Genomic DNA, 17,382 nt, shown 5'->3' with positions numbered 1-17,382 from the left:
CACCGGCGCCACCCACAGGGCGTTCATCGCGGTGGCTCCACGTCGAGCGCGAGGTTGTCGTAGGCGTACTCGATCGACTCGTGCAGGGCGACGACTCCGTCGACCGATCGGCAGAGCCGTACGATCACGCGGATGTCGGCGCGCTCGTCGACCCGGCCCGTCAGCCTGACGACTCCGTCGTCGACGGTCACGCGGATCGTGTCGGGGGCCAGGCGCAGCGTGTCGGCCAGGACGTCGTGCTCGATCTCGTCACGGATCGCGGTGTCACCGCGCAGGAAGGGCCGCAGCAGGTCGCTACGGCTGATGATCCCGACGAGCCGACCGGTCTCGTCGGTCACGGGCAGTCTCTTCACAGCCTTGCGCTGCATCGTCCGAGCCGTCTCGACGAGATTCCAGTTCGCCTGTGCCGTGACGGCCGGCGAGGTCATCAGCTGGGCGGCCGTCTCCGCATCGGGCATCCCTCGCTCCTGGGACAGCAGCCGGACACCCGCCCAACGGCCCTCCAGGTCGGGGAGCTCTGCGGTGGAACGCAGCAGGTCGGCCTCCGAGACCACACCGAGCAGGCGTCGGTCGGCGTCGACGACCGGGACCGCCGAGACGTCGTGGTCGGCGAAGAGCCGGGCGATCTCCTTGAACGAGGTCTCTGGGGCTGCGGTGACCACATCGTGGGTCATCACCTCGAAAACCGTGCGGTGCTGCATGACGGTCCTCCTTCAGGGGACGAGGCCGCGCCAGTTCTCACTCTGCTGCGCGCAGCCCACCCGGGGCAGTGCCGAATGGTCCCCTTCCGGGACTTTCGGCCCCTATGGCGGCCGGCCTGCCGGGACGCACGGTGGAGAAGGCGAGGGAGCCCGTCTCGGGAGGACCGCGGCAGGCGCTCGTGCCGGGAGGCGAGAACCATGGCTGGAACCGGAGAACGGGACGGTCAGGAGAAGCCCCGCGCCGGGTTGTGGGCTCGCGTCGGCGACCGGCTGATCGTGGGTGGTGCCACGGTCGGGGACGAGGGGCGTGACGGTGAGATCGTCGGGCTCCACCATCCGGACGGCACTCCGCCCTTCGATGTGCGATGGTCGGACACGGGCCGGGTCACCGAGGTGTTCCCGGGCCCGGACGCGCGCGTCCAGCACTTTCCGCCGTACGGCACGAGAGAGGCCGGACCCGGGAAGGCCGCAACGCGGTCGTGAACTCCGCCGTCGCAGCCACCACACCTGGTCCGGGCGGGCCGTGCCCGGGGCCGACCGGCCCTATCCGGTCGCTTCCGCCCGGTGCGAGCGTGGCAGCAGGCCACCTTACGACCCGGAAAGGCGGTGGGCACGATGGAATCGCCCCTGGTGGTGGGAGTAGACGGGTCCGACGCCAGTCTCACAGCCCTGGACTGGGCCGTCGACGAAGCGGTACGGCACGGGCTTCCCCTGCGCATCGTCCATGCCTCGATGTGGGAACGGTACGAGGGGGTCGTGCCGGCCTGGACCACGGACCGACCCTCGGGCCAGGTGCTCGCCGAGAACATCGCCGGTACCGCGGCCGGACGCGCCCGCCGTCGTGCACCCGCCCTCCCCGTCACTACGGACGTCCTGGCCGAGGACGCGTCCAGTGCGCTCCTCAGAGAGGGAGGGACGGGCGCGATCCTCGTCGTCGGGTCCCGCGGGCGCGGCGATTTCGCCGGCCTTCTGCTCGGCTCCGTCAGTCTCGTCGTGGCCGCCCGAGCCCCCTGCCCGGTCATCGTCGTCCGTGGGGACCGGCAAGCCCTGGACGCACGCCACGGGCGCGTTCTGCTCGGCGTCGGCGAGCACGACCTGGACTCGCCGGCCGTGCGGTTCGCCTTCCGTGAGGCGGCCGTACGGGACGCGGAACTTGACGTCGTCCGCACCTGGCGACGGCCGGCCCATGAACCGGCCGACCACCTGCTGATGAGGCGCGCCGGGGCGGCCTACTTCACGGAAGGGGCTTCCGAGCTGCTCGACAAGGCCCTTGAGGCCGCAGCGTCCGAACACCCCCAGGTGCGCCTGCGCAGGAGCTCGGTCGAGGGCCCCGCCCACAAGATACTGACCGAGCGCTCCGCCGCCGCCGACCTGTTGGTCGTCGGCGCCAGACGCCGGGACGGGCTCGTCGGCCTGGAGCTCGGCAGGGTCGCCCACCGCGCCCTGCACCACGCCTCGTGTCCGGTCGCCGTCGTACCCCAGCTGCGTCCCGTGGCCACGGAAGAAGACCAGTGAGGAACACGCCCGGTGAGCCGCATTCCTCGCACGCCGGGAGCGACCTCGGCCGCCGTGTGGCGTCCAGGCGCACCCGGCTGTCCGTCGTCACCGACGCCTCCCGCGCCTGCGCCGCTGGCGCCCATTCCGCTCCCAGCGTCTACGCGACATCCATCAGCCGGCGGCACCCGTAGAACGCCGAGCGAGATGGCATCCATCCGCGCGCGGTTGAAGACCGAGTCGTTCCCGTCCGCTCAGGTCAAAGGGACGACGGCGACCGGCGCGGGGCTGTGGTGGATGACTGCGTGGGCGACATGCCCGAGGTGCGGGCCGAGGGGCACATTGCGGCTCCGGCGCCCCACGACGACGAGTTGTGCGGTCTGTGACGCCTCGACCAGCTGGTGCGCGGACGAGCCCACCACCGACTTGGCCTCCACTTCCACGCCCGCGTACCGCTTCCGCCACGGCACCAGCAGGTCGTTCAGCCCCCCGAGGAAGTGGCCGCCCAGCTCCTCACCGATCCCCGGGTCCACCATGGCCGCGTAGCCGTACGAGGCGGGAAGCGTCCAGCTGTGGAGGAACCGCAGCGGCGTGCCCTTCCGGGCGGCTTCGGAGAAGGAGAACGCGAGCAGGGCGTCGCACGGGTGGTGGATGTCGACGCCCACCACGATGCCGCCCCCGAGACCTGCCCGGTTGTCCTCCGGGCGTACGAGGACGACCGGCTGTCGGGCCGCGCCGACGACGGCAAGGGAGACCGAGCCGACGATGAAGCCGCGGACGCCGCCGAGCCCGCGCGAACCGAGGACCGTCAGATCCGCCTCGTTCGCGGCGGCCGTCAGTTCCTCGGCTGCCCGGCCACGCGCATTCTCCGTGATGACCTCGAGGTCGGGATGGTTCTTCCGCGCCCGGTCCGTCTCCTCTCGCATCAGCCTCTCGGTCCGCTCGTCCAGGGTGCGGGCAAAGGCAAGGGGCACTTCCGGCGTGTTCGGCCACTCCTCCACGTGCACCAACCTGAGGGGCACTTCCCGCAGCACCGCCTGCGTCGCGGCCCAACGGGCGGCGGCGAGGCTTTCATCGGAGCCGTCCAGACCGACGGTGACCTGGGCTGTCATGGCGTGCCTCCCTCGTCGAGTCCGGTCCACCCGTCCCGGGTCCGGATCGGACAGGGCATCTCGCCTTTCAGGTTGGTGCCCCGTTGCTTCCGGCAGCAGGGCCGGGCAGGGCTCGATCAGGGCCGAACGGCCCATCCCGAGGAGGCCCACCACGGTGCCAGTGTGGGAGATGCCGCCCCTCGGGACGCGCTCCCGAGCCTCGGGTGTACCCCGGAGGAGGAGCCATGACCAGCGAGACCCCCGCCCGACCGGAGCTGGGCAACGTCGTCGTGGGAGTCGACGGGTCCCCCTCCGGGCGCGCGGCCGTGGTCTGGGCCGCCGACGAGGCGGGCCGGAGGGGACGGCCCCTGCATCTCGTCCACGCCGCCGACACCGACCGCCGGGCGATCTTCTCCAACGCCGAGACGATCCAGGCGGTACGTGAAGCGGGTCGCGACCTGCTCATCGAGACCGCGACCGCGGTCCGTGACCTCTTTCCGGACGTTGCCGTCACGAAGGAGCTGGGCCGCCAGGAGCCGGTCGCCGGTCTCCTGGCGGCCGCCGGCCTCCGGGGCACGATCGTGGTGGGCAACCGGGGGCTCGGCGGCTTCTCCGCCCTCATGCTCGGCTCCGTCGGTCTGGGTGTGGCGGCCCGCGCCGAGGTTCCCGTGATCGTGGTCCGTGGCGACGGTGACCGTCCCGCGTCGGGCTCGGTGACGGCAGCCGTACACGGTGCTTCGGATCTCGGCTGGCTGCTCGTCGCGGCCGCCGAGGCCGACGCCCGCAAGGCGGCGTTGCGGCTGGTGAGCGTCTGGAACCTGCTCACCCACGTCGGCAGCGTCGCGACCATGCTGGACGACCTCGACGGGATCGCGCGACAACGCGTACACGAGATCAAGTCGCTCGGCGACCTGGTGCGTGAGTTCTATCCCCGGCTGATCGTCAGCCATCACGTCGAGACGGGCACGAGCACGCCCGGGATCCTGGTGGAGGCGAGTGCCCATACCGATCTGCTGGTGATGGGCAGAGAACACCGCGCCCTGGGCGTAGGACCCTCCCTGGGGCGCGTCGCCCACACCCTGCTCCACCACGCCCACTGCCCGGTGGAGATCGTCCCACCCGCCTTCGCCACCCGGGTCGAGGAGACGTGAACGAGATACTGCTCGGTGTCGCCCCCCGGGACCAGTCGGTCCCCGCTCTCGTCTGGGCCGCCGACGAAGCCGTACGAAGAGGACTGGTGCTCAGGCTGGTCGTCGCCGTACCCCCTGCCCACGGTGGACTGCGGTACGACGCTCCCGCCCGCCGGAGCGCGCTGCGCATGCGCGCGGAGTCGGCGATCGCCAACGCGGAGGACCTCGTCCGGTACCTGCACGACGGTCTGCGGATCGCGACGGAACGCGTGAACGGTGTGCCGGCGACCGTGTTGCGCGACATGGCGGCGCACGCCGCACTCGTCGTCGTGGGCTCGCGCCGTCTCGGCAGAGCGGCCGAGACGTTCAGCGAGAGCTCCGTGGCCGTCCCCCTCACGGCACGGGCGGACTGCCCCGTCGTCGTGGTCCGATCACCTGAGCACACCGCCGTGCACCCACTGACCGTCGTCGTCGGCGTGGACGGAAGCGAGGCCTCACGGGCCGCCGTCGCCTTCGCCGTCGAGGAGGCGAGCCTGCGTGAGGCACGGCTGCGGGCCGTCTGGGTCCGGCCCCGTCCCGTCCTCACCCACGACGACGGTGAAGAGGGTCTGGCCGAGCGGCGCCGGCTGCTCGCCGAATCGGTGGCCGGCTGGGCGGAGAGATATCCCGATGTCGCCGTCTCCCAAGAGGTCCTGCGGGGACACCCGGTCGAACAACTTGCCCTGGCGTCCCAGGAATCCCTCTCACTCGTGGTCGGTCGCCGAGGCCGTGGCGGCCACTCCGGCACGTGGCCGGGGTCGACGGTCCACGGCCTGCTGCACCATGCACCGTGTCCGGTGATCACCGTCCCCCTCCCGCAGCGCGAGCGCCGGACGGGCGACCCGGCACGGGCCGACCGGTCCCGTTCCGGTACGGCCGACCGGCCGGTGTCTGCCCCGCTCGGCACTGGGACGAGACCACCTCCACGCGGGACGCCGGGGCGAGCGGACGCCCCCGGTCCATCGACCGGTTCCGCGGAGAGGTGAGCGTCATGAAGCGCATCCGGATCAGCCCCCGGCCGGGCCGCCCCCGCGGGCCCGCTCCGCTCGACCTGCGCACGCCGTCCGGCAGGCCCCTGCCGTACTGAGGAGGCCCGAGAGCTGTGGAGGAGACCATGGGACCGATACGACACGTCGTACCGTTCACGGAACTCGGGCGGCACGACGTGGGCCGAGCGGGTGGCAAGAACGCCTCGCTGGGCGAGATGACCACCCGGCTCGGAGACGCGGGCATCCGCGTCCCTCCGGGATTCGCCACCACCGCCGAAGCGTACGAGGAACTGCTCGGTTCCCGAGACCTCCGCCGTCGCGTGGAAGCACAGATCGACCGACTGCACGAGGGTGCCCCGCTCGATCAGGTCGGGGCGGCCATCCGGTCCCTCTTCCTCGTGGAGCCGTTGCCCGCGCCTCTGCGGGACGCCGTGCTCGAAGCGTACGAGCGGCTGGCCGAGGAGGCCGGCCGGGAGTCGCCCGAGGTGGCGGTGCGCAGCAGTGCGACGGCGGAGGACCTGCCCGAAGCGGGTTTCGCCGGGCAGCAGGAGACGTACCTGGCACCTACTCGGGTCCACGACGACCGTCCAGGGCCCCGACACGAGGAGCAGAGCAATGGCCGGAGGCAAGGTGGAACGCAGGCACAGCCTCTTCCCCGACTTCAACGACTGGTTCAGCCGGGAGTTTCCGGGGCTGCCCGGGTGGCGACCCGCGACGGCCGCCCACTCCATCCCGGTCGAGTTGACCAGCGGCGACGGCGTGTACGTGCTGCGGGCCGAGCTGCCGGGAATGGACCCGAACGACGACATCGGCATCACCGTCGACGACAACCTCATCACGGTGAGTGCGGAGCACAGTGAGAGCGAGGAGGACAAGGAGCACTCGGAGTTCCGCTACGGATCCTTCCGCAGGACCGTGCGCCTTCCGGCCACGATCCCCGCCGACGACGTCGAGGCGTCGTACGCGGACGGCATCCTCACCGTCCGCATCCCGATGCCCGACGAGGAGGACACGACGTCCGCCCGGACCATTCCGGTGAAGCGGGCAGGTGAACCTGCCGAGGGAGCGGAGTCATGAACGCCAGACGTGTCCTGGTCGCCTACGGCAGCAAAGCCGGTGCGACCGCGGGAATCGCCGAAGAGATCGGCCGGACGCTCCGGGACGACGGCTTCGACACCGTCGTCCTGCCGGCCGACACCGTCACCGACGTGAGCGCCTACGACGGGGTCGTCCTCGGCGGCGCCCTCTACGCCGGGCACTGGACCGGCAAGGCACGACGGTGCGCCCGGCGCAACGCCGAGCAGCTCAGGCACCGACCTCTCTGGCTGTTCAGCAGCGGTCCCGTCGACAGTTCCGCGGAGCAGCACGACATCCCGCCCGTACGAGGGGTCGCCCGGCGGATGAAGAAGCTCGGTGCCCGTGAGCACATGACCTTCGGTGGCGCCGTGACTGCCGAGACGTCGGATCCGGTCGCCCGCGCGATGGTGAGACGGGGCAAGGGCGGCGACTTCCGCAACCCGGAACGGATCCGGGCATGGGCCCACCACATCGGAACGGAACTCGACGCCACCCACTGAAAGGGGCCTCTGACAGGTGGGCGAGGCCACCCCGACGGGAGGTGCGGCATGCTCCACCAGGACTCGGGGAGCGGGACCGGCGCGTCGCTCTGGTCTTCGTGCTGTTGATCGCTGTGATCTGCGGTGCCGTGGTCGCCGGGAGCCTGTGGTCGGCGGGATCCGAGACCGACCGTGAACTCGCCGCGCACCGGCATCAGGTGACCGCGACCACCACCGGGCCGGCGAAGGACCCGTCCGCCGCCACCCGGTACGGCACGAAGCCGCAGGCCGTCGCACGGGCGGTGTGGGAACGCCCGAGAACGTCCGCCGGTCCGGGAACATCCCCGTCCCGCCCCGGACGCCGGAGGGACGCACCGTGACGATTTGGGTGGACGACGCAGGGTCCCCCGCCCGGCCCCCCGGAAGTGCCTCCGACCGCGCCCTGACCTCGATGTCGGGCGGCGTGGCGGCGGCAGGCGTCACAGGGGTGACGGGCGCCGCCGTGGCCCTCCTCGTCCGACGGCGGACCGAAGGTCACCGGCTCGCTGCCTGGGAACGCGAGTGGACCCGTATGGTCCGGCCGACTCCACCGGGACAGCGGTGTGGGGGACGACGATGACTGACCGTGTCGGCAGCCGTACCGGCCCGGAGCGGCTCTCTTCCTCCACCCAGGCGCTGCCCTTCGACCCCGGTGAACCGCTGCCCCGGCTGTGTTCGTGAACTCGCCACGGGCCCGGATGGTCTCTCGGCCAGCGAGGCCGCCCGGCGCCTCGCCGTCCACGGACCGAACGACGTACGGCGAGGCTGTACGACCCGCCGCGCCCCGAGGCGGCGGAGGCCGTACGCCGCTGCCACGAGGCCGGGATCCGGGTACACGTCGTCACAGGCGACAACGGCGCCACCGCCGCGGCCGTCGCCCGGGAGGCTGGCATCGGAATGTAAATCCGGAGCTGGGGTACCTGCGTCTCACGTCGGCGGTCCTCGTCATGGCGGCTACTTCTACGTGCTGTGGCGCGCGGGCTGGCAGCCGGGCGACCCAACGGGGACCGGCAGCCCGTTGCACCATGCCTACGCGACGGCGACCACGGCCACCTTCGGCACGGCCGCCCTTCCTCTGGACGTCGTCCTGCTCGTCGCGACGTTCCCGGTCCTGGTGTGGGGCACGGACGAGCTGCGGCGCGCCAGGCGGCGCCGTCAGCGGACGTCGGCCGTCCCCGGTTCGTGGCCGCCCTGGTCGAGGCGGAAGGGCGGGTAGGCGTCCGTCATGAGGCTCGCGTAGGCGGCGACGCGCAGGACCCAGCGGTTCAGGCCGACGATCAGGGCGAACAGGTCACGCGGATACCGGTCGGTGAAGGCCACGGCGAAGCCCGCGATGAGCGCGAGCAGGGTGATCAGGCCGCTGCTCCACCATCCCGCGTGCATGCCGCTGGTGAAGAAGGCGATCACGAGGTATTGGGGGATGGCGAGCAGCCACCACTTGACCAGGACCATCGAGCGGGAGAGCCGCTCCGGGTAGGCGATGTCCAGCCGGGCCGGGTAGTCCGGCTCGGGGCCCAGGCTGAAGGGCGGGTAGCGGTCGGTGCCGAGGGCCCCGTACGAGTAGTACGAGACGCGCCAGGACCAGCGGAGCACGCCGAGGTTGAAGTCGAACAGGCCCCGGGGGAAACGCTCGGTGAAGAGGATGGCGAAGAACGCGATCACCGTCACCACGAAGAAGGCGATCCAGAGGAAGAACAGCACGATCCAGTGCGGGATCACCAGGATCCACTTGACCAGCCACAGCCAGCGGGACAGCCGGCTGTCGAGTTCGGCGGATACCGTCACGGGACCATGCGGGGCGCCAGGGATGTCCATGATCGTCACTTCCTCGACAGGTCGTCGTCTTCGTACCTGAGCCGGTCGACGACCCCCACGACACCATCGACGCTGTTGCAGAGCCTGAGGAGCACCGGCACGAGGCTGCGGCGGCTGACCGTGCCGCTGAGGGTGACCCGGCCGTCCACGACCTCGACCGAGAGGGCCGACGGGCTCAGCCCCAGGGTGTGGGTGACGACGTCCTCGATGATCTCCTCCTGGATCGCCCGGTCCCGACGCAGGAAGAGCTGGACGAGGTCACTGCGGCTGAGCACACCCACGAGGCGCCCGTCGTCGTCGACCACGGGCAGGCGCTTGACCCCGGACCGGTCCATCACACGGGCGGCCCGCACCACGCTCCACTCGGGTCGGGCGACGACGGCGGGGCTCGACATGAGGGCGCCCGCGGTGTCGAGTACGGCCCCGGCGGCACGGCGGCGTACCAGGTCCGCCTCCGAGACCACGCCCAGTGGCCGGTTCGACTCGTCCACCACGCACACCGCGGTGATGTCGAACTCGTCCAGGAGTCGTGCGATCTCCTTGAACGTCGTGCCCGGATCGACGCTGACCGCCGTAGGAGTCATCAGATCCGCGACGCTGCGGTGCCTCATCGCTCGTCACCTTCTCGCGCGTTCGACCGGCGGCCCCCACATTCAGGATCGCCCGCTGCCGCCGCCCTGGGGAGGGCCGTCCGGTCCCTGGGGTTGCCCGTGGTCGTCGGCGTAGGCCGCGAAGACCCGCTCGGGCCCCTCGCCCGTGCGCAGGAAGCGCTCGTCGAGCACGACGGCCAGGTCCTCCCTTGCCCTACGCAGTACCGACGCGGAGAGCCTGACGTCCGGGTGGTGCGCCCCGCCGGCCTGGTCCGCGAGGCCGAGGGCGTAGCGGAGCTGTCCGGGCAGCGACGTGTTCTCGTCCCCGTCGTGGAAGTAGTACGTCTCGGCGTACTGCGGGAAGTCGACCGTGATCGTGGAGAGGGCCGAGGCGAGTCCGTCCGGGAGAGCGGAGCCGCCGTCGGAGTCGAGGGCCTGGGCGGTCGCCCGGCTGCATCACGAGCCTGCTCGGACCTCCGTGGCGGGTCGGGTGCCAAAGGCAGCCCCCGCCGGATGTTCCCGGTGCTACCGCGCGGCTCGCGTCCGCGCCTCGATCCGGTGTCGTACGACGGTCGTCAGAGCCGACAGCCGGGCGGACACGACCGGTACCGGTGGCACAGGGTCCTCGATGCGGCCCGCGGCCTCCGACAGGGCGGCGACGTCGGCCTCGAAGCGGGCGCGGGCGGCTGCCAGAGTGTCGGGCGGTTCCGTGCGGAGCCCGCCGCGCATCATGGTCCGCAGCAGTGGCTCCGTGCCCTCGGGCGGCTCCTCGTTCGCCAGGCCGATGACGTCGCGGAGGTCGTGTCCGCGGAACACCTGCTTCGGGGCCGGAGCCGTCATCTTCGCCGACGAGAGCTTCATGACGGGCCGCCCGTCGTACTCGACCAGTTTGTACGCCGCGTCCAGATACGGGGCGTCGGCGGCCGTGCCGACCTTCGTCCCCACGGCGAAGACGTCGACGGGTGCCCCGTCCCGTACGAGCGTGGCGACGGCGTACTCGTCGAGGCCGCCGCTCGCGATGATCTGCACGTCTCTCAGCCCCGCCGCGTCGAGTGCGGTACGGGCACGTCGGGCGAGCGCTCCGAGGTCGCCGCTGTCGAGGCGGATTCCGCAGCCCGGGCCGAGTCCCAAGTCGTCGAGGACGCGCGCGGCCGTCGCCACCCCGCGATCGGTGTCGTACGTGTCGACCAGGAAGGTCACGGGACCCGGATGGGTGCGGGCGAAGGCGCGGAAGGCGTCCTCCTCCGAGGCGAAGGCCTCGATGTAGGAGTGGGCCATGGTGCCGGAGGCGGGAATGCCGTACCGGGTCGCGGCGGCGACGTTGCTGGTGCCCGCGAACCCGACCAGGGCGCAGAGCCGCGCCGCCTGCATGCCGGCCTCGGGTCCGTGGTTCCGGCGCAGGGAGAAGTCCACCAGGGGCCGCCCGGCGGCGGCGAGCACACAACGCGCCGCCTTGGAGGCGACCGCCGTCTGGTGGCAGAGAAGGGACAGCAGGTACGTCTCCACGAGCTGGGCCTGCGGCAGGGGCGCGGTGACTTCCAGGAGCGGCTCACCTGCGAGGACGAGCCGTCCTTCGGGTACGGCGCGGACCTGGCCGTCGAACGACAGGCCGTGTAGCGCTTCCAGGTCCTCGACCGGCCGACGCAGGGCCTCCGCGAACTCCAGGACGTCGGAGCGGCCCACCCGGAACCGGGAAAGATAGTCGAGGGCCGGTTCGAGCCCCGCCGCGACGAGGAATCCGCGGCCAGGGGGGAGGTCGCGGACGAAGAGGCTGAAGGTGGCAGGCGCCCGCATGTCTTCCCGCAGGTACGAGAGCGCCATCGTGACCTCGTACAGGTCGGTGCTGGTGACCGGGGACATGCTTCGAGCATGCGCGGCGGACCGGTGACCTGTACCGGAACGGCCGGACATGGCTAGGTCCGCCCCTCGGCGGTGAGCTCGCACCGTACGTCCACCACGCCTTCGACAGCGCGGGCCAGGCGGGCCGCGAGCGGGATGAGCGCGCCGTCGCGGACCTGGCCGGACAGCGTCACGACTCCGGCGTCGACGCGGACGTCGACCCGGCGCTGCGAGAGTGGGAAAAGGTGCTCGACGACGTCGCGGCGCACGTCGGCGGCGAGTTCCTCGTCCGGGCGGAGGAACACCTTGAGGAGGTCGGACCGGCTCACGATGCCCTGGATGACGCCGCTCGCGTCGACGACCGGCAGCCGCTTCACGCGATGGGCGGCCATGAGGCGGGCGGCCTGGGGCAGGGACGCCTCGGGAGTGACAGTGACCGGGGGCGAGGTCATCAGGTCCTCGGCCCGGCGAGAACCGGCCTTGGCGGTGGCGTCGAGCCGTCGCATCTGTTCGACGAGACCGGGGCGGTGGTCGTGGAACTCCTCCTTGAGGAGCAGATCGGCCTCGGAGACCACCCCGACCACGCGGCCCTCGCCCTCGATGACCGGTACGGCGGTCACCTTCCACCGCTCCATGGCATCGACGATCTCCTTGAAGTCCGCGCCGGGCCGGACGGCGACGACCTTCTTGGTCATCACGTCGGCGACGGTGAACGGCTGAGGTGTCATCGCTCTTCCCCTACGTGCGGGCTCGGCGCGCCGGCGCTGCCGCAACGGCTGCGGGTACCGGAGCGAGTTCGTTCGGCGGCATCCTCATGGTGTTCATGGTGCGCCTCCAGCTCTCCTCCCTCACAGACTCTCGCGCGGCGGTCCTGCCCAGGTAGGGCCGAGCAGGTCACAGCCGGGACCGTTGGGCCCCGGTCAGCGGGCCAGGACGGCCTCCCCGGAGCGGGGTACGACGGCTGTCCAGCCGAGTTCGCGGTCGATGCGATCGCGCAACGCGCGACCTCGGCCCGTACTGGCACGTACTCGCCGAACATCTTCAGCGTCCGGGCCCCGTCCACCAGGTCCCGGGCCCGGTTCCCCGCGGTGGCGAAGCCGACCACGACCACGGCATCGCGCGGGTCGGGCAGCAGCCGGTGGAGTCTTCCCCACCGCCTGCGAGGTCGGGGTCATGAACGGCGCGGTGCACCCCGCCGACACGGTGGTCGTGGTGGGTTCTATGACGCCCGCGCCCGTCCCGCACACGAACTTCCAGGGCTGTGCGTTGTGCAGGGAGGGTGCCATGGCGGCGTCCTCCCTCAGCGAGGTCACGAGCGGTCGGGTCAGAGCGGTGGCGGACACGGTTCGTCATGTCTGCGGTGAGTCACCAGGAGATGTCGCCCGGAGTCCGGGTGGAGGAGGCGAGGCGGGTGTCGTCTTCGTGGAAGGACAGCCGGTCCACGACGGCGACGACGCCGTCGACGCGTTCGGTGAGTCCGACGAGCGTCAGGGCCTGACTCCGCCGCCGGACGCGGCCTCCCAGCGTCACCACGCCGTCGAGGACGTGCATGTCCACCGTGTTCCCGGGCAGGTCCATGGTGTCCGTGAGGACGTCTTCACGGATGCGGCGCCGGATCTCCGCGTCCGGGCGGAGGTAGACGCAGAGCAGATCGCGGCGGGTCACGATGCCGACCAGTCGTTCCTCCTCGTCGACGACGGGCAGGCGTTCGACTCCGCGGCGCACCATCAGCCGTGCGGCGTCCGCCACCGTCTCCTCGGCGTGAACGGTGACGGCCGGCGTGGTCATCAGCTCCCGGGTGGTGAGTTCGTGGCGGGCCAGGAGGTCGCTCTCGGAGACGACTCCGACGACATGGTCGTCGTCGTCCACGACGGGGACCCCGCTGATGTCGTGCTCGGCGAGCAGCTTCGCCACCTCCCGGAACGAGGTCGCGGGGACGGCGGAGACCACGTCGTCGCTCATCAGACCGCCGACCTTCATGTGCTTCATCACCGCGCCTCCTGTTCGGGGGTTCGGCCGGTGTGCTGTCTTGTGACACCACCCTCCACCGCCCGCTCGGGGGCGGCGAGGGCCGAATGGTCCACCCTCAGGCCCGAACGGACTCGTCGCCGCCGGCCCGCGCTCAGCCCCGCCCGTGTAGGACCTTTGGCCCCGTCGTTGGCCCCAGCGGCCCTGCGGCCGCTCGGGACCAGCTGCCAGGGTGGAAGGCGTCCCCCGGACCGCGTGAGGAGGAGCAATGGACGGAACCCCGGCCTGTCCCGGCCCCAGCAGGGTCGTCGTCGGCGTCGACGGAGCATCGTCCGCACGCACGGCGGTGATGCGGGCGGCATCGGAGGCGGCCCTGCGGGGCAGCACGCTCTTCCTCGTCCATGCGGCCGGCACGGACGCACAGGCCCCGTTTCTGTCCCGGGCGGAGATCGCCAGGAACCGGCAGGCGGGAAGGGAACTGCTCGACCGGACCGCCGAGGCGATCACGGCGCGCCACCCCGGGCTCACGGTCGTCACGGAACTCACCGATGGCGGGGCCGCCGACGGGCTGCGCGGCGCCGCCGCCCTGACCGGCACGATCGGCGTCGGGCACCTGGGCCTCGGCGGGTTCCCCTCGTTGTCGCTCGGATCCGTCGGCCTTCAGGCCGCGGCCGGAGCCTCCACGCCGGTGGCCATGGTGCGCGGTACCGCGGAGCCCGTCGACGCCTGCGTGGTTCTCGCGGCGGTGCGGGACGAGGCCGACGTGGGCTGCGCCCGTGCGGCGGCACGCGAGGCCTGCTGCGCGAGGTACCTCGTCGGTGGCCGGCTCTCGCCCGGATACCTCGGACCCGCCCTCGGCCGGACCGCGCTCAGCCCGCTGCAGCACGCCCACTGCCCTGAGGAGCTCGTTCCCCGGCAAGGGCCCGGACACGGGAGCACGTCATGACCAGCACCACGGATCGCCGTGACATCGTCGGCGGTGTCGACCCGGTCAAGAACTGGCACATGGCCCTCGCCTGGGCCGCGGACGAGGCTCACCTGCGAGGCGTGGGACTGCGCCTGGTGGTCGCGGTACCCCCGCGGCACGACACCCGACACGTCGACGACACCCCTCGGCACCTGGCACAGCGGAAGGCCGGTACGGAGGCTCTGCGTACGGCACTCGCCTGGGCGCACGCCCGGCAGCCGGACATCGAAACCACCTCCTCCCTTCTTGACGGGTTCCCGGCGGCATCCCTGGCCGCTCTGTCGGACCAGGCCTGCCTGATCGTGCTCGGATCACGGCACCTCAGCCGCCCCGAGGAGTTCCTGAGCGCCGGCTCCCAGGTCGTACCGGTCACTGCGAAGGCGCACTGCCCGGTGGCCGTCGTCGTCGGCCGCCGGGGCCGGGGCGGGTACTCCGGGATGCGCGTCGGCTCCGTCGTCCACGGCCTGCTCCATCGCGCCCACTGCCCGGTGATCACCGTCCCCGTGGGGTGAGCGGACCATGACCGCGTCGGCAGCGGACCGGGCACTCGCCTCGGTTCGGGACACCACGGGGCTCACCGAGGCGGAGGCCACCCGTCGGCTGGCCGACACCGGCCCCAACGAGGTCACCGCGAGAAGGCCCGTACGGCTCCACAGCAGGGTCCTGGCCCAACTGACGGACCCGCTGATCATGGTGCTGCTCGGGGCCGTCGTACTGACCCTCGCGATCGGTGACCATCCCGACGCGATCGTCATCGGACTGGTCGTCCTCGTGAACACGACCGTCGGTGTGGCACAGGAGATCCAGGCGGACAACGCCGTCGCCGCACTCTCGGCCCTCACCGCCCCGCACGCGCGCGTACGGCGCGAGGGCGTAGTCCGCGACCTTCCGGCAGCGGCGGTCGTTCCAGGTGATGTCCTCCTGCTCGGTGAGGGCGACATCGTCGCCGCCGATGCCGAGCTCGCCGAGGCGTCCGCCGTTCTGCTGGACGAGTCCATGCTCACCGGGGAGTCCGTGCCCGTCGACAAGGACGCCGGAGCGGCCCTGAGCGCGGGCACGGTCGTCGTCCGCGGCCGGGGCGTGGCCATGGTCACGGCGACCGGGGTGTCCAGCGCGCTCGGCCGGATCGCGGCCCTTCTCGATGAACGTCGCGAGCCGACCCCGCTGCAGCGCCGCCTCGCCGCTCTCGGGCGCGTCCTCGCGGCCGTGACGCTCGCCCTGTGCGTCCTGGTCTTCGCCCTCGGCCTGGTGCGGGGCCTCCCGCTGGCCACGATGGCGGTCACCGCCATCAGCCTGGCCGTGGCCGCGGTCCCCGAATCCCTTCCCGCCGTCGTCACCCTGGCCCTGGCACTCGGAGCCCGGCGCATGGCCGCCCGGCACGCTCTGGTGCGGCGGCTGCCCGCGGTGGAGACGCTCGGCTCGGTGTCCGTCCTCGCCACCGACAAGACCGGCACCCTGACCGAGGGCCGCATGGTCGTCCAGCACGTCTGGACACCGCGGGTGAGCGCCGAGCTCACGGGCGTGGGGTACGAACCCGAGGGCGAGGTCCTCGTCGCCGGGAGACCGGCGGAATCGGACGATCTCGAGCCCCTGACGGAGCTCCTGACCGTGACCGCCCTGTGCAACGACGCCACGCTGCGCCCGGCGGACGACCGGAGGCCCGACGGCCGCTGGACGGCTCTGGGCGACCCCATGGAAGCCGCCCTGCTGGCGGCCGCTGCCAAGACGGGCTGCCCGGAGCCGGAGGCGCTGTCGGTGACCAGCCCCCGGATCGGAGAAGCGCCGTTCGACAGCCTCCGCAGACGCATGACCACCCTCCACAAGGCCGATGGAGACCGGGTGCTCGTCTGTCTGAAGGGCGCACCCGAAGCCGTCCTCGATCCTGCGGTCCTGCGGGATCCTCCGGAGGTACTCGCGGCGGCCCACCAGGAGGCCGCGCGCTTGGCCGCCCGCGGATACCGCGTGCTCGCAGTCGCCTCGGGCGTACGGAACGACCTCCCGAGCATCCTCACCGAGGCGGAGGCGGGGCTCGCGCTCCTCGGCCTCGTCGCGCTCAGCGACCCGCCCAAACCGCATGCCGCAGCGACCCTCGCCTCCTGCCGGGCGGCCGGCATCACCCCCGTCCTCATCACCGGGGACCACCCGGCGACGGCTCGGGCGGTGGCGTCCCAGGTCGCACTCCTGGGTGACCGCGGCGAGACGGAAGGCCACGTCGTCACCGGGGCGGACGTGGCCGCGGGCCGAGTCGCCGACCTCACCTCCGTGCGGGTCTTCGCCCGTACGGACCCCCAGCAGAAGCTGGACATCGTGGAGGCGTGGCGTGCCAGGGGAGCGGTGACCGCCATGACCGGCGACGGGGTCAACGACGGTCCCGCCCTGCACCGCGCCGACATCGGCGTCGCCATGGGCGCACGCGGCACGGAGGTCGCCCGGCAGGCCGCCGACCTCGTCCTCACCGACGACGAGCTCTCGACGGTCGTGGCGGCCGTAGAGGAGGGAAGGCGTGTCTACGACAACATCCGCCGCTTCCTCGTCTACGGGATGGCCGGCGGCGCGGCAGAGATCCTCGTGATGCTCATCGGCCCGCTGCTCGGGCTGCCGCTGCCCCTTCGCGCCGGCCAGATCCTGTGGATCAACCTTCTGACACACGGCCTCACCGGCGTCGCGATGGGCGCCGAACCCGCGTCCCCGGGAGCGATGCACCGCCCTCCGCGCCCACCCGACCAGCACATTCTCGGCGGTGGCGCCTGGCAGAGGCTGCTCCTTCTCGCGGCCGTCGTCGCGGCGGCCTCCCTCGGCGCAGGCCTCGCCGCCCAGGCACTGGACCTGGCCTGGCAGAGCGTGCTCTTCCTCGCCCTGCTCGCCGCGCAGCTCGGCGTCGCCCTGGGACTGCGCACCCGACTTCTGAGCAAGGAGAACCCGTTCCTCCCTCTGTCCGTCCTCGCCTCTGCCCTTCTGGCGGCGGCAGCACTGTACGTGCCCTTCCTGAACTCGATCCTGGAGACCGAGCCACTCGGCTGGGCGGGCGCCGGGATCGCTCTCGCGTGCGCGCCCGCCGGATTCGTGGCGGCCCGCGTCGTACGGACCGCCTTCCACCCAGGGCGCCCGACAGGAACGGGTGGTTCATCCGGACTACGGTGAAGGTGCGCGCCACGGGTGGAGCC

General features: G+C 72.0%; 17 protein-coding genes and 2 pseudogenes. 12 read left to right on the top strand and 7 right to left on the bottom strand.

Annotated features, from left to right (window positions below; translation table 11 throughout):
- Positions 1-23: 23 nt before the first annotated feature.
- The gene (locus V4Y03_RS32040; protein ID WP_332437516.1) at positions 24-701 is read right to left on the bottom strand and encodes a CBS domain-containing protein; all 678 of its coding nucleotides are present in this window, start codon (positions 699-701) and stop codon (positions 24-26) included.
- Positions 702-899: 198 nt separating this feature from the next.
- On the opposite strand from V4Y03_RS32040, the gene V4Y03_RS34015 reads away from it, so the two are divergent.
- Complete coding sequence (locus V4Y03_RS34015; protein WP_442809460.1) at positions 900-1,184, top strand: DUF1918 domain-containing protein; 285 nt, start codon at positions 900-902, stop codon at positions 1,182-1,184.
- Positions 1,185-1,316: 132 nt separating this feature from the next.
- Entirely contained in the window at positions 1,317-2,216 is a 900-nt protein-coding gene (locus tag V4Y03_RS32030; protein WP_332437514.1) for a universal stress protein, read from the top strand.
- A gap of 233 nt (positions 2,217-2,449) precedes the next feature.
- Here the strand turns inward: V4Y03_RS32030 and V4Y03_RS32025 are convergent, their stop codons facing one another.
- Positions 2,450-3,307 carry a universal stress protein gene (locus V4Y03_RS32025; protein ID WP_332437513.1) on the bottom strand — a complete coding sequence of 286 codons (858 nt, stop codon included), beginning with the start codon at positions 3,305-3,307 and terminating at the stop codon, positions 2,450-2,452.
- 224 nt (positions 3,308-3,531) lie between these two features.
- Between V4Y03_RS32025 and V4Y03_RS32020 the strand changes: the two genes are divergently transcribed.
- The 7 genes and pseudogenes from V4Y03_RS32020 (at position 3,532) to V4Y03_RS31995 (ending at position 7,942) form a co-directional block, all read left to right on the top strand.
- Entirely contained in the window at positions 3,532-4,437 is a 906-nt protein-coding gene (locus V4Y03_RS32020) for a universal stress protein (RefSeq protein WP_332437512.1), read from the top strand.
- A complete protein-coding gene (locus tag V4Y03_RS32015) occupies positions 4,434-5,441 on the top strand; it encodes a universal stress protein (RefSeq protein WP_332437511.1) in 1,008 nt (335 codons plus the stop codon). Before V4Y03_RS32020 ends, V4Y03_RS32015 begins: the two co-directional genes overlap by 4 nt.
- A 128-nt stretch (positions 5,442-5,569) precedes the next feature.
- A pseudogene (locus V4Y03_RS32010) lies at positions 5,570-5,995 on the top strand (PEP/pyruvate-binding domain-containing protein); the annotation flags it as partial.
- A gap of 64 nt (positions 5,996-6,059) precedes the next feature.
- Complete coding sequence (locus V4Y03_RS32005) at positions 6,060-6,521, top strand: Hsp20/alpha crystallin family protein (protein ID WP_332437510.1); 462 nt, start codon at positions 6,060-6,062, stop codon at positions 6,519-6,521.
- Positions 6,518-7,021: a flavodoxin domain-containing protein gene (locus V4Y03_RS32000; RefSeq protein ID WP_332437509.1), complete on the top strand. Its 504-nt coding sequence runs from the start codon at positions 6,518-6,520 to the stop codon at positions 7,019-7,021. The genes V4Y03_RS32005 and V4Y03_RS32000 overlap by 4 nt, the downstream gene beginning before the upstream one ends.
- A gap of 670 nt (positions 7,022-7,691) precedes the next feature.
- A pseudogene (locus V4Y03_RS34010) lies at positions 7,692-7,760 on the top strand (hypothetical protein); the annotation flags it as partial.
- 44 nt (positions 7,761-7,804) lie between these two features.
- On the top strand, positions 7,805-7,942 hold the full coding sequence (locus V4Y03_RS31995; RefSeq protein ID WP_332437767.1) for an HAD family hydrolase: 138 nt from the start codon (positions 7,805-7,807) through the stop codon (positions 7,940-7,942).
- A 252-nt stretch (positions 7,943-8,194) separates the two neighbouring features.
- On the opposite strand, the gene V4Y03_RS31990 is transcribed toward V4Y03_RS31995, so the two are convergent.
- From V4Y03_RS31990 to V4Y03_RS31970, 5 genes are all read right to left on the bottom strand, one after another.
- Positions 8,195-8,854 (bottom strand): DUF4389 domain-containing protein, encoded by a 660-nt coding sequence (locus tag V4Y03_RS31990; protein ID WP_332437507.1) that lies wholly within the window; start codon positions 8,852-8,854, stop codon positions 8,195-8,197.
- Between the two features lie 5 nt (positions 8,855-8,859).
- On the bottom strand, positions 8,860-9,465 hold the full coding sequence (locus V4Y03_RS31985; protein ID WP_332437506.1) for a CBS domain-containing protein: 606 nt from the start codon (positions 9,463-9,465) through the stop codon (positions 8,860-8,862).
- Positions 9,466-9,969: 504 nt separating this feature from the next.
- Positions 9,970-11,304, bottom strand: a complete 1,335-nt coding sequence (locus tag V4Y03_RS31980) for a nicotinate phosphoribosyltransferase (RefSeq protein WP_317872826.1) — start codon at positions 11,302-11,304, stop codon at positions 9,970-9,972.
- Between the two features lie 53 nt (positions 11,305-11,357).
- Entirely contained in the window at positions 11,358-12,011 is a 654-nt protein-coding gene (locus V4Y03_RS31975; RefSeq protein WP_332437505.1) for a CBS domain-containing protein, read from the bottom strand.
- Between the two features lie 637 nt (positions 12,012-12,648).
- Positions 12,649-13,272, bottom strand: a complete 624-nt coding sequence (locus V4Y03_RS31970; RefSeq protein ID WP_332437504.1) for a CBS domain-containing protein — start codon at positions 13,270-13,272, stop codon at positions 12,649-12,651.
- 247 nt (positions 13,273-13,519) lie between these two features.
- Here V4Y03_RS31970 and V4Y03_RS31965 point away from each other — a divergent pair, with 247 nt between their 5' ends.
- Genes V4Y03_RS31965 through V4Y03_RS31955 form a run of 3 tightly spaced genes read left to right on the top strand, consistent with a single transcriptional unit; the run spans position 13,520 to position 17,359 of the window.
- Positions 13,520-14,197 carry a universal stress protein gene (locus tag V4Y03_RS31965; RefSeq protein WP_332437503.1) on the top strand — a complete coding sequence of 226 codons (678 nt, stop codon included), beginning with the start codon at positions 13,520-13,522 and terminating at the stop codon, positions 14,195-14,197.
- Entirely contained in the window at positions 14,194-14,730 is a 537-nt protein-coding gene (locus V4Y03_RS31960; RefSeq protein WP_332437502.1) for a universal stress protein, read from the top strand. The genes V4Y03_RS31965 and V4Y03_RS31960 overlap by 4 nt, the downstream gene beginning before the upstream one ends.
- Positions 14,731-14,737: 7 nt before the next feature.
- Entirely contained in the window at positions 14,738-17,359 is a 2,622-nt protein-coding gene (locus tag V4Y03_RS31955) for a cation-translocating P-type ATPase (protein ID WP_332437501.1), read from the top strand.
- Positions 17,360-17,382 lie beyond the last annotated feature (23 nt).

This window comes from Streptomyces sp. P9-A4 (genome assembly GCF_036634195.1).
In the GTDB taxonomy this organism is placed as follows: Bacteria; Actinomycetota; Actinomycetes; order Streptomycetales; family Streptomycetaceae; genus Streptomyces.
This window is presented reverse-complemented; position numbering and strand designations above follow the sequence as displayed.

Coding starts and splice junctions, on each gene's coding strand:
- V4Y03_RS32040 (WP_332437516.1), bottom strand. CDS start 701: ATGCAGCACCGCACGGTTTTCGAGGTGATGACCCACGATGTGGTCACC.
- V4Y03_RS34015 (WP_442809460.1), top strand. CDS start 900: ATGGCTGGAACCGGAGAACGGGACGGTCAGGAGAAGCCCCGCGCCGGG.
- V4Y03_RS32030 (WP_332437514.1), top strand. CDS start 1,317: ATGGAATCGCCCCTGGTGGTGGGAGTAGACGGGTCCGACGCCAGTCTC.
- V4Y03_RS32025 (WP_332437513.1), bottom strand. CDS start 3,307: ATGACAGCCCAGGTCACCGTCGGTCTGGACGGCTCCGATGAAAGCCTC.
- V4Y03_RS32020 (WP_332437512.1), top strand. CDS start 3,532: ATGACCAGCGAGACCCCCGCCCGACCGGAGCTGGGCAACGTCGTCGTG.
- V4Y03_RS32005 (WP_332437510.1), top strand. CDS start 6,060: ATGGCCGGAGGCAAGGTGGAACGCAGGCACAGCCTCTTCCCCGACTTC.
- V4Y03_RS32000 (WP_332437509.1), top strand. CDS start 6,518: ATGAACGCCAGACGTGTCCTGGTCGCCTACGGCAGCAAAGCCGGTGCG.
- V4Y03_RS31990 (WP_332437507.1), bottom strand. CDS start 8,854: ATGGACATCCCTGGCGCCCCGCATGGTCCCGTGACGGTATCCGCCGAA.
- V4Y03_RS31985 (WP_332437506.1), bottom strand. CDS start 9,465: ATGAGGCACCGCAGCGTCGCGGATCTGATGACTCCTACGGCGGTCAGC.
- V4Y03_RS31980 (WP_317872826.1), bottom strand. CDS start 11,304: ATGTCCCCGGTCACCAGCACCGACCTGTACGAGGTCACGATGGCGCTC.
- V4Y03_RS31975 (WP_332437505.1), bottom strand. CDS start 12,011: ATGACACCTCAGCCGTTCACCGTCGCCGACGTGATGACCAAGAAGGTC.
- V4Y03_RS31970 (WP_332437504.1), bottom strand. CDS start 13,272: ATGAAGCACATGAAGGTCGGCGGTCTGATGAGCGACGACGTGGTCTCC.
- V4Y03_RS31965 (WP_332437503.1), top strand. CDS start 13,520: ATGGACGGAACCCCGGCCTGTCCCGGCCCCAGCAGGGTCGTCGTCGGC.
- V4Y03_RS31960 (WP_332437502.1), top strand. CDS start 14,194: ATGACCAGCACCACGGATCGCCGTGACATCGTCGGCGGTGTCGACCCG.
- V4Y03_RS31955 (WP_332437501.1), top strand. CDS start 14,738: ATGACCGCGTCGGCAGCGGACCGGGCACTCGCCTCGGTTCGGGACACC.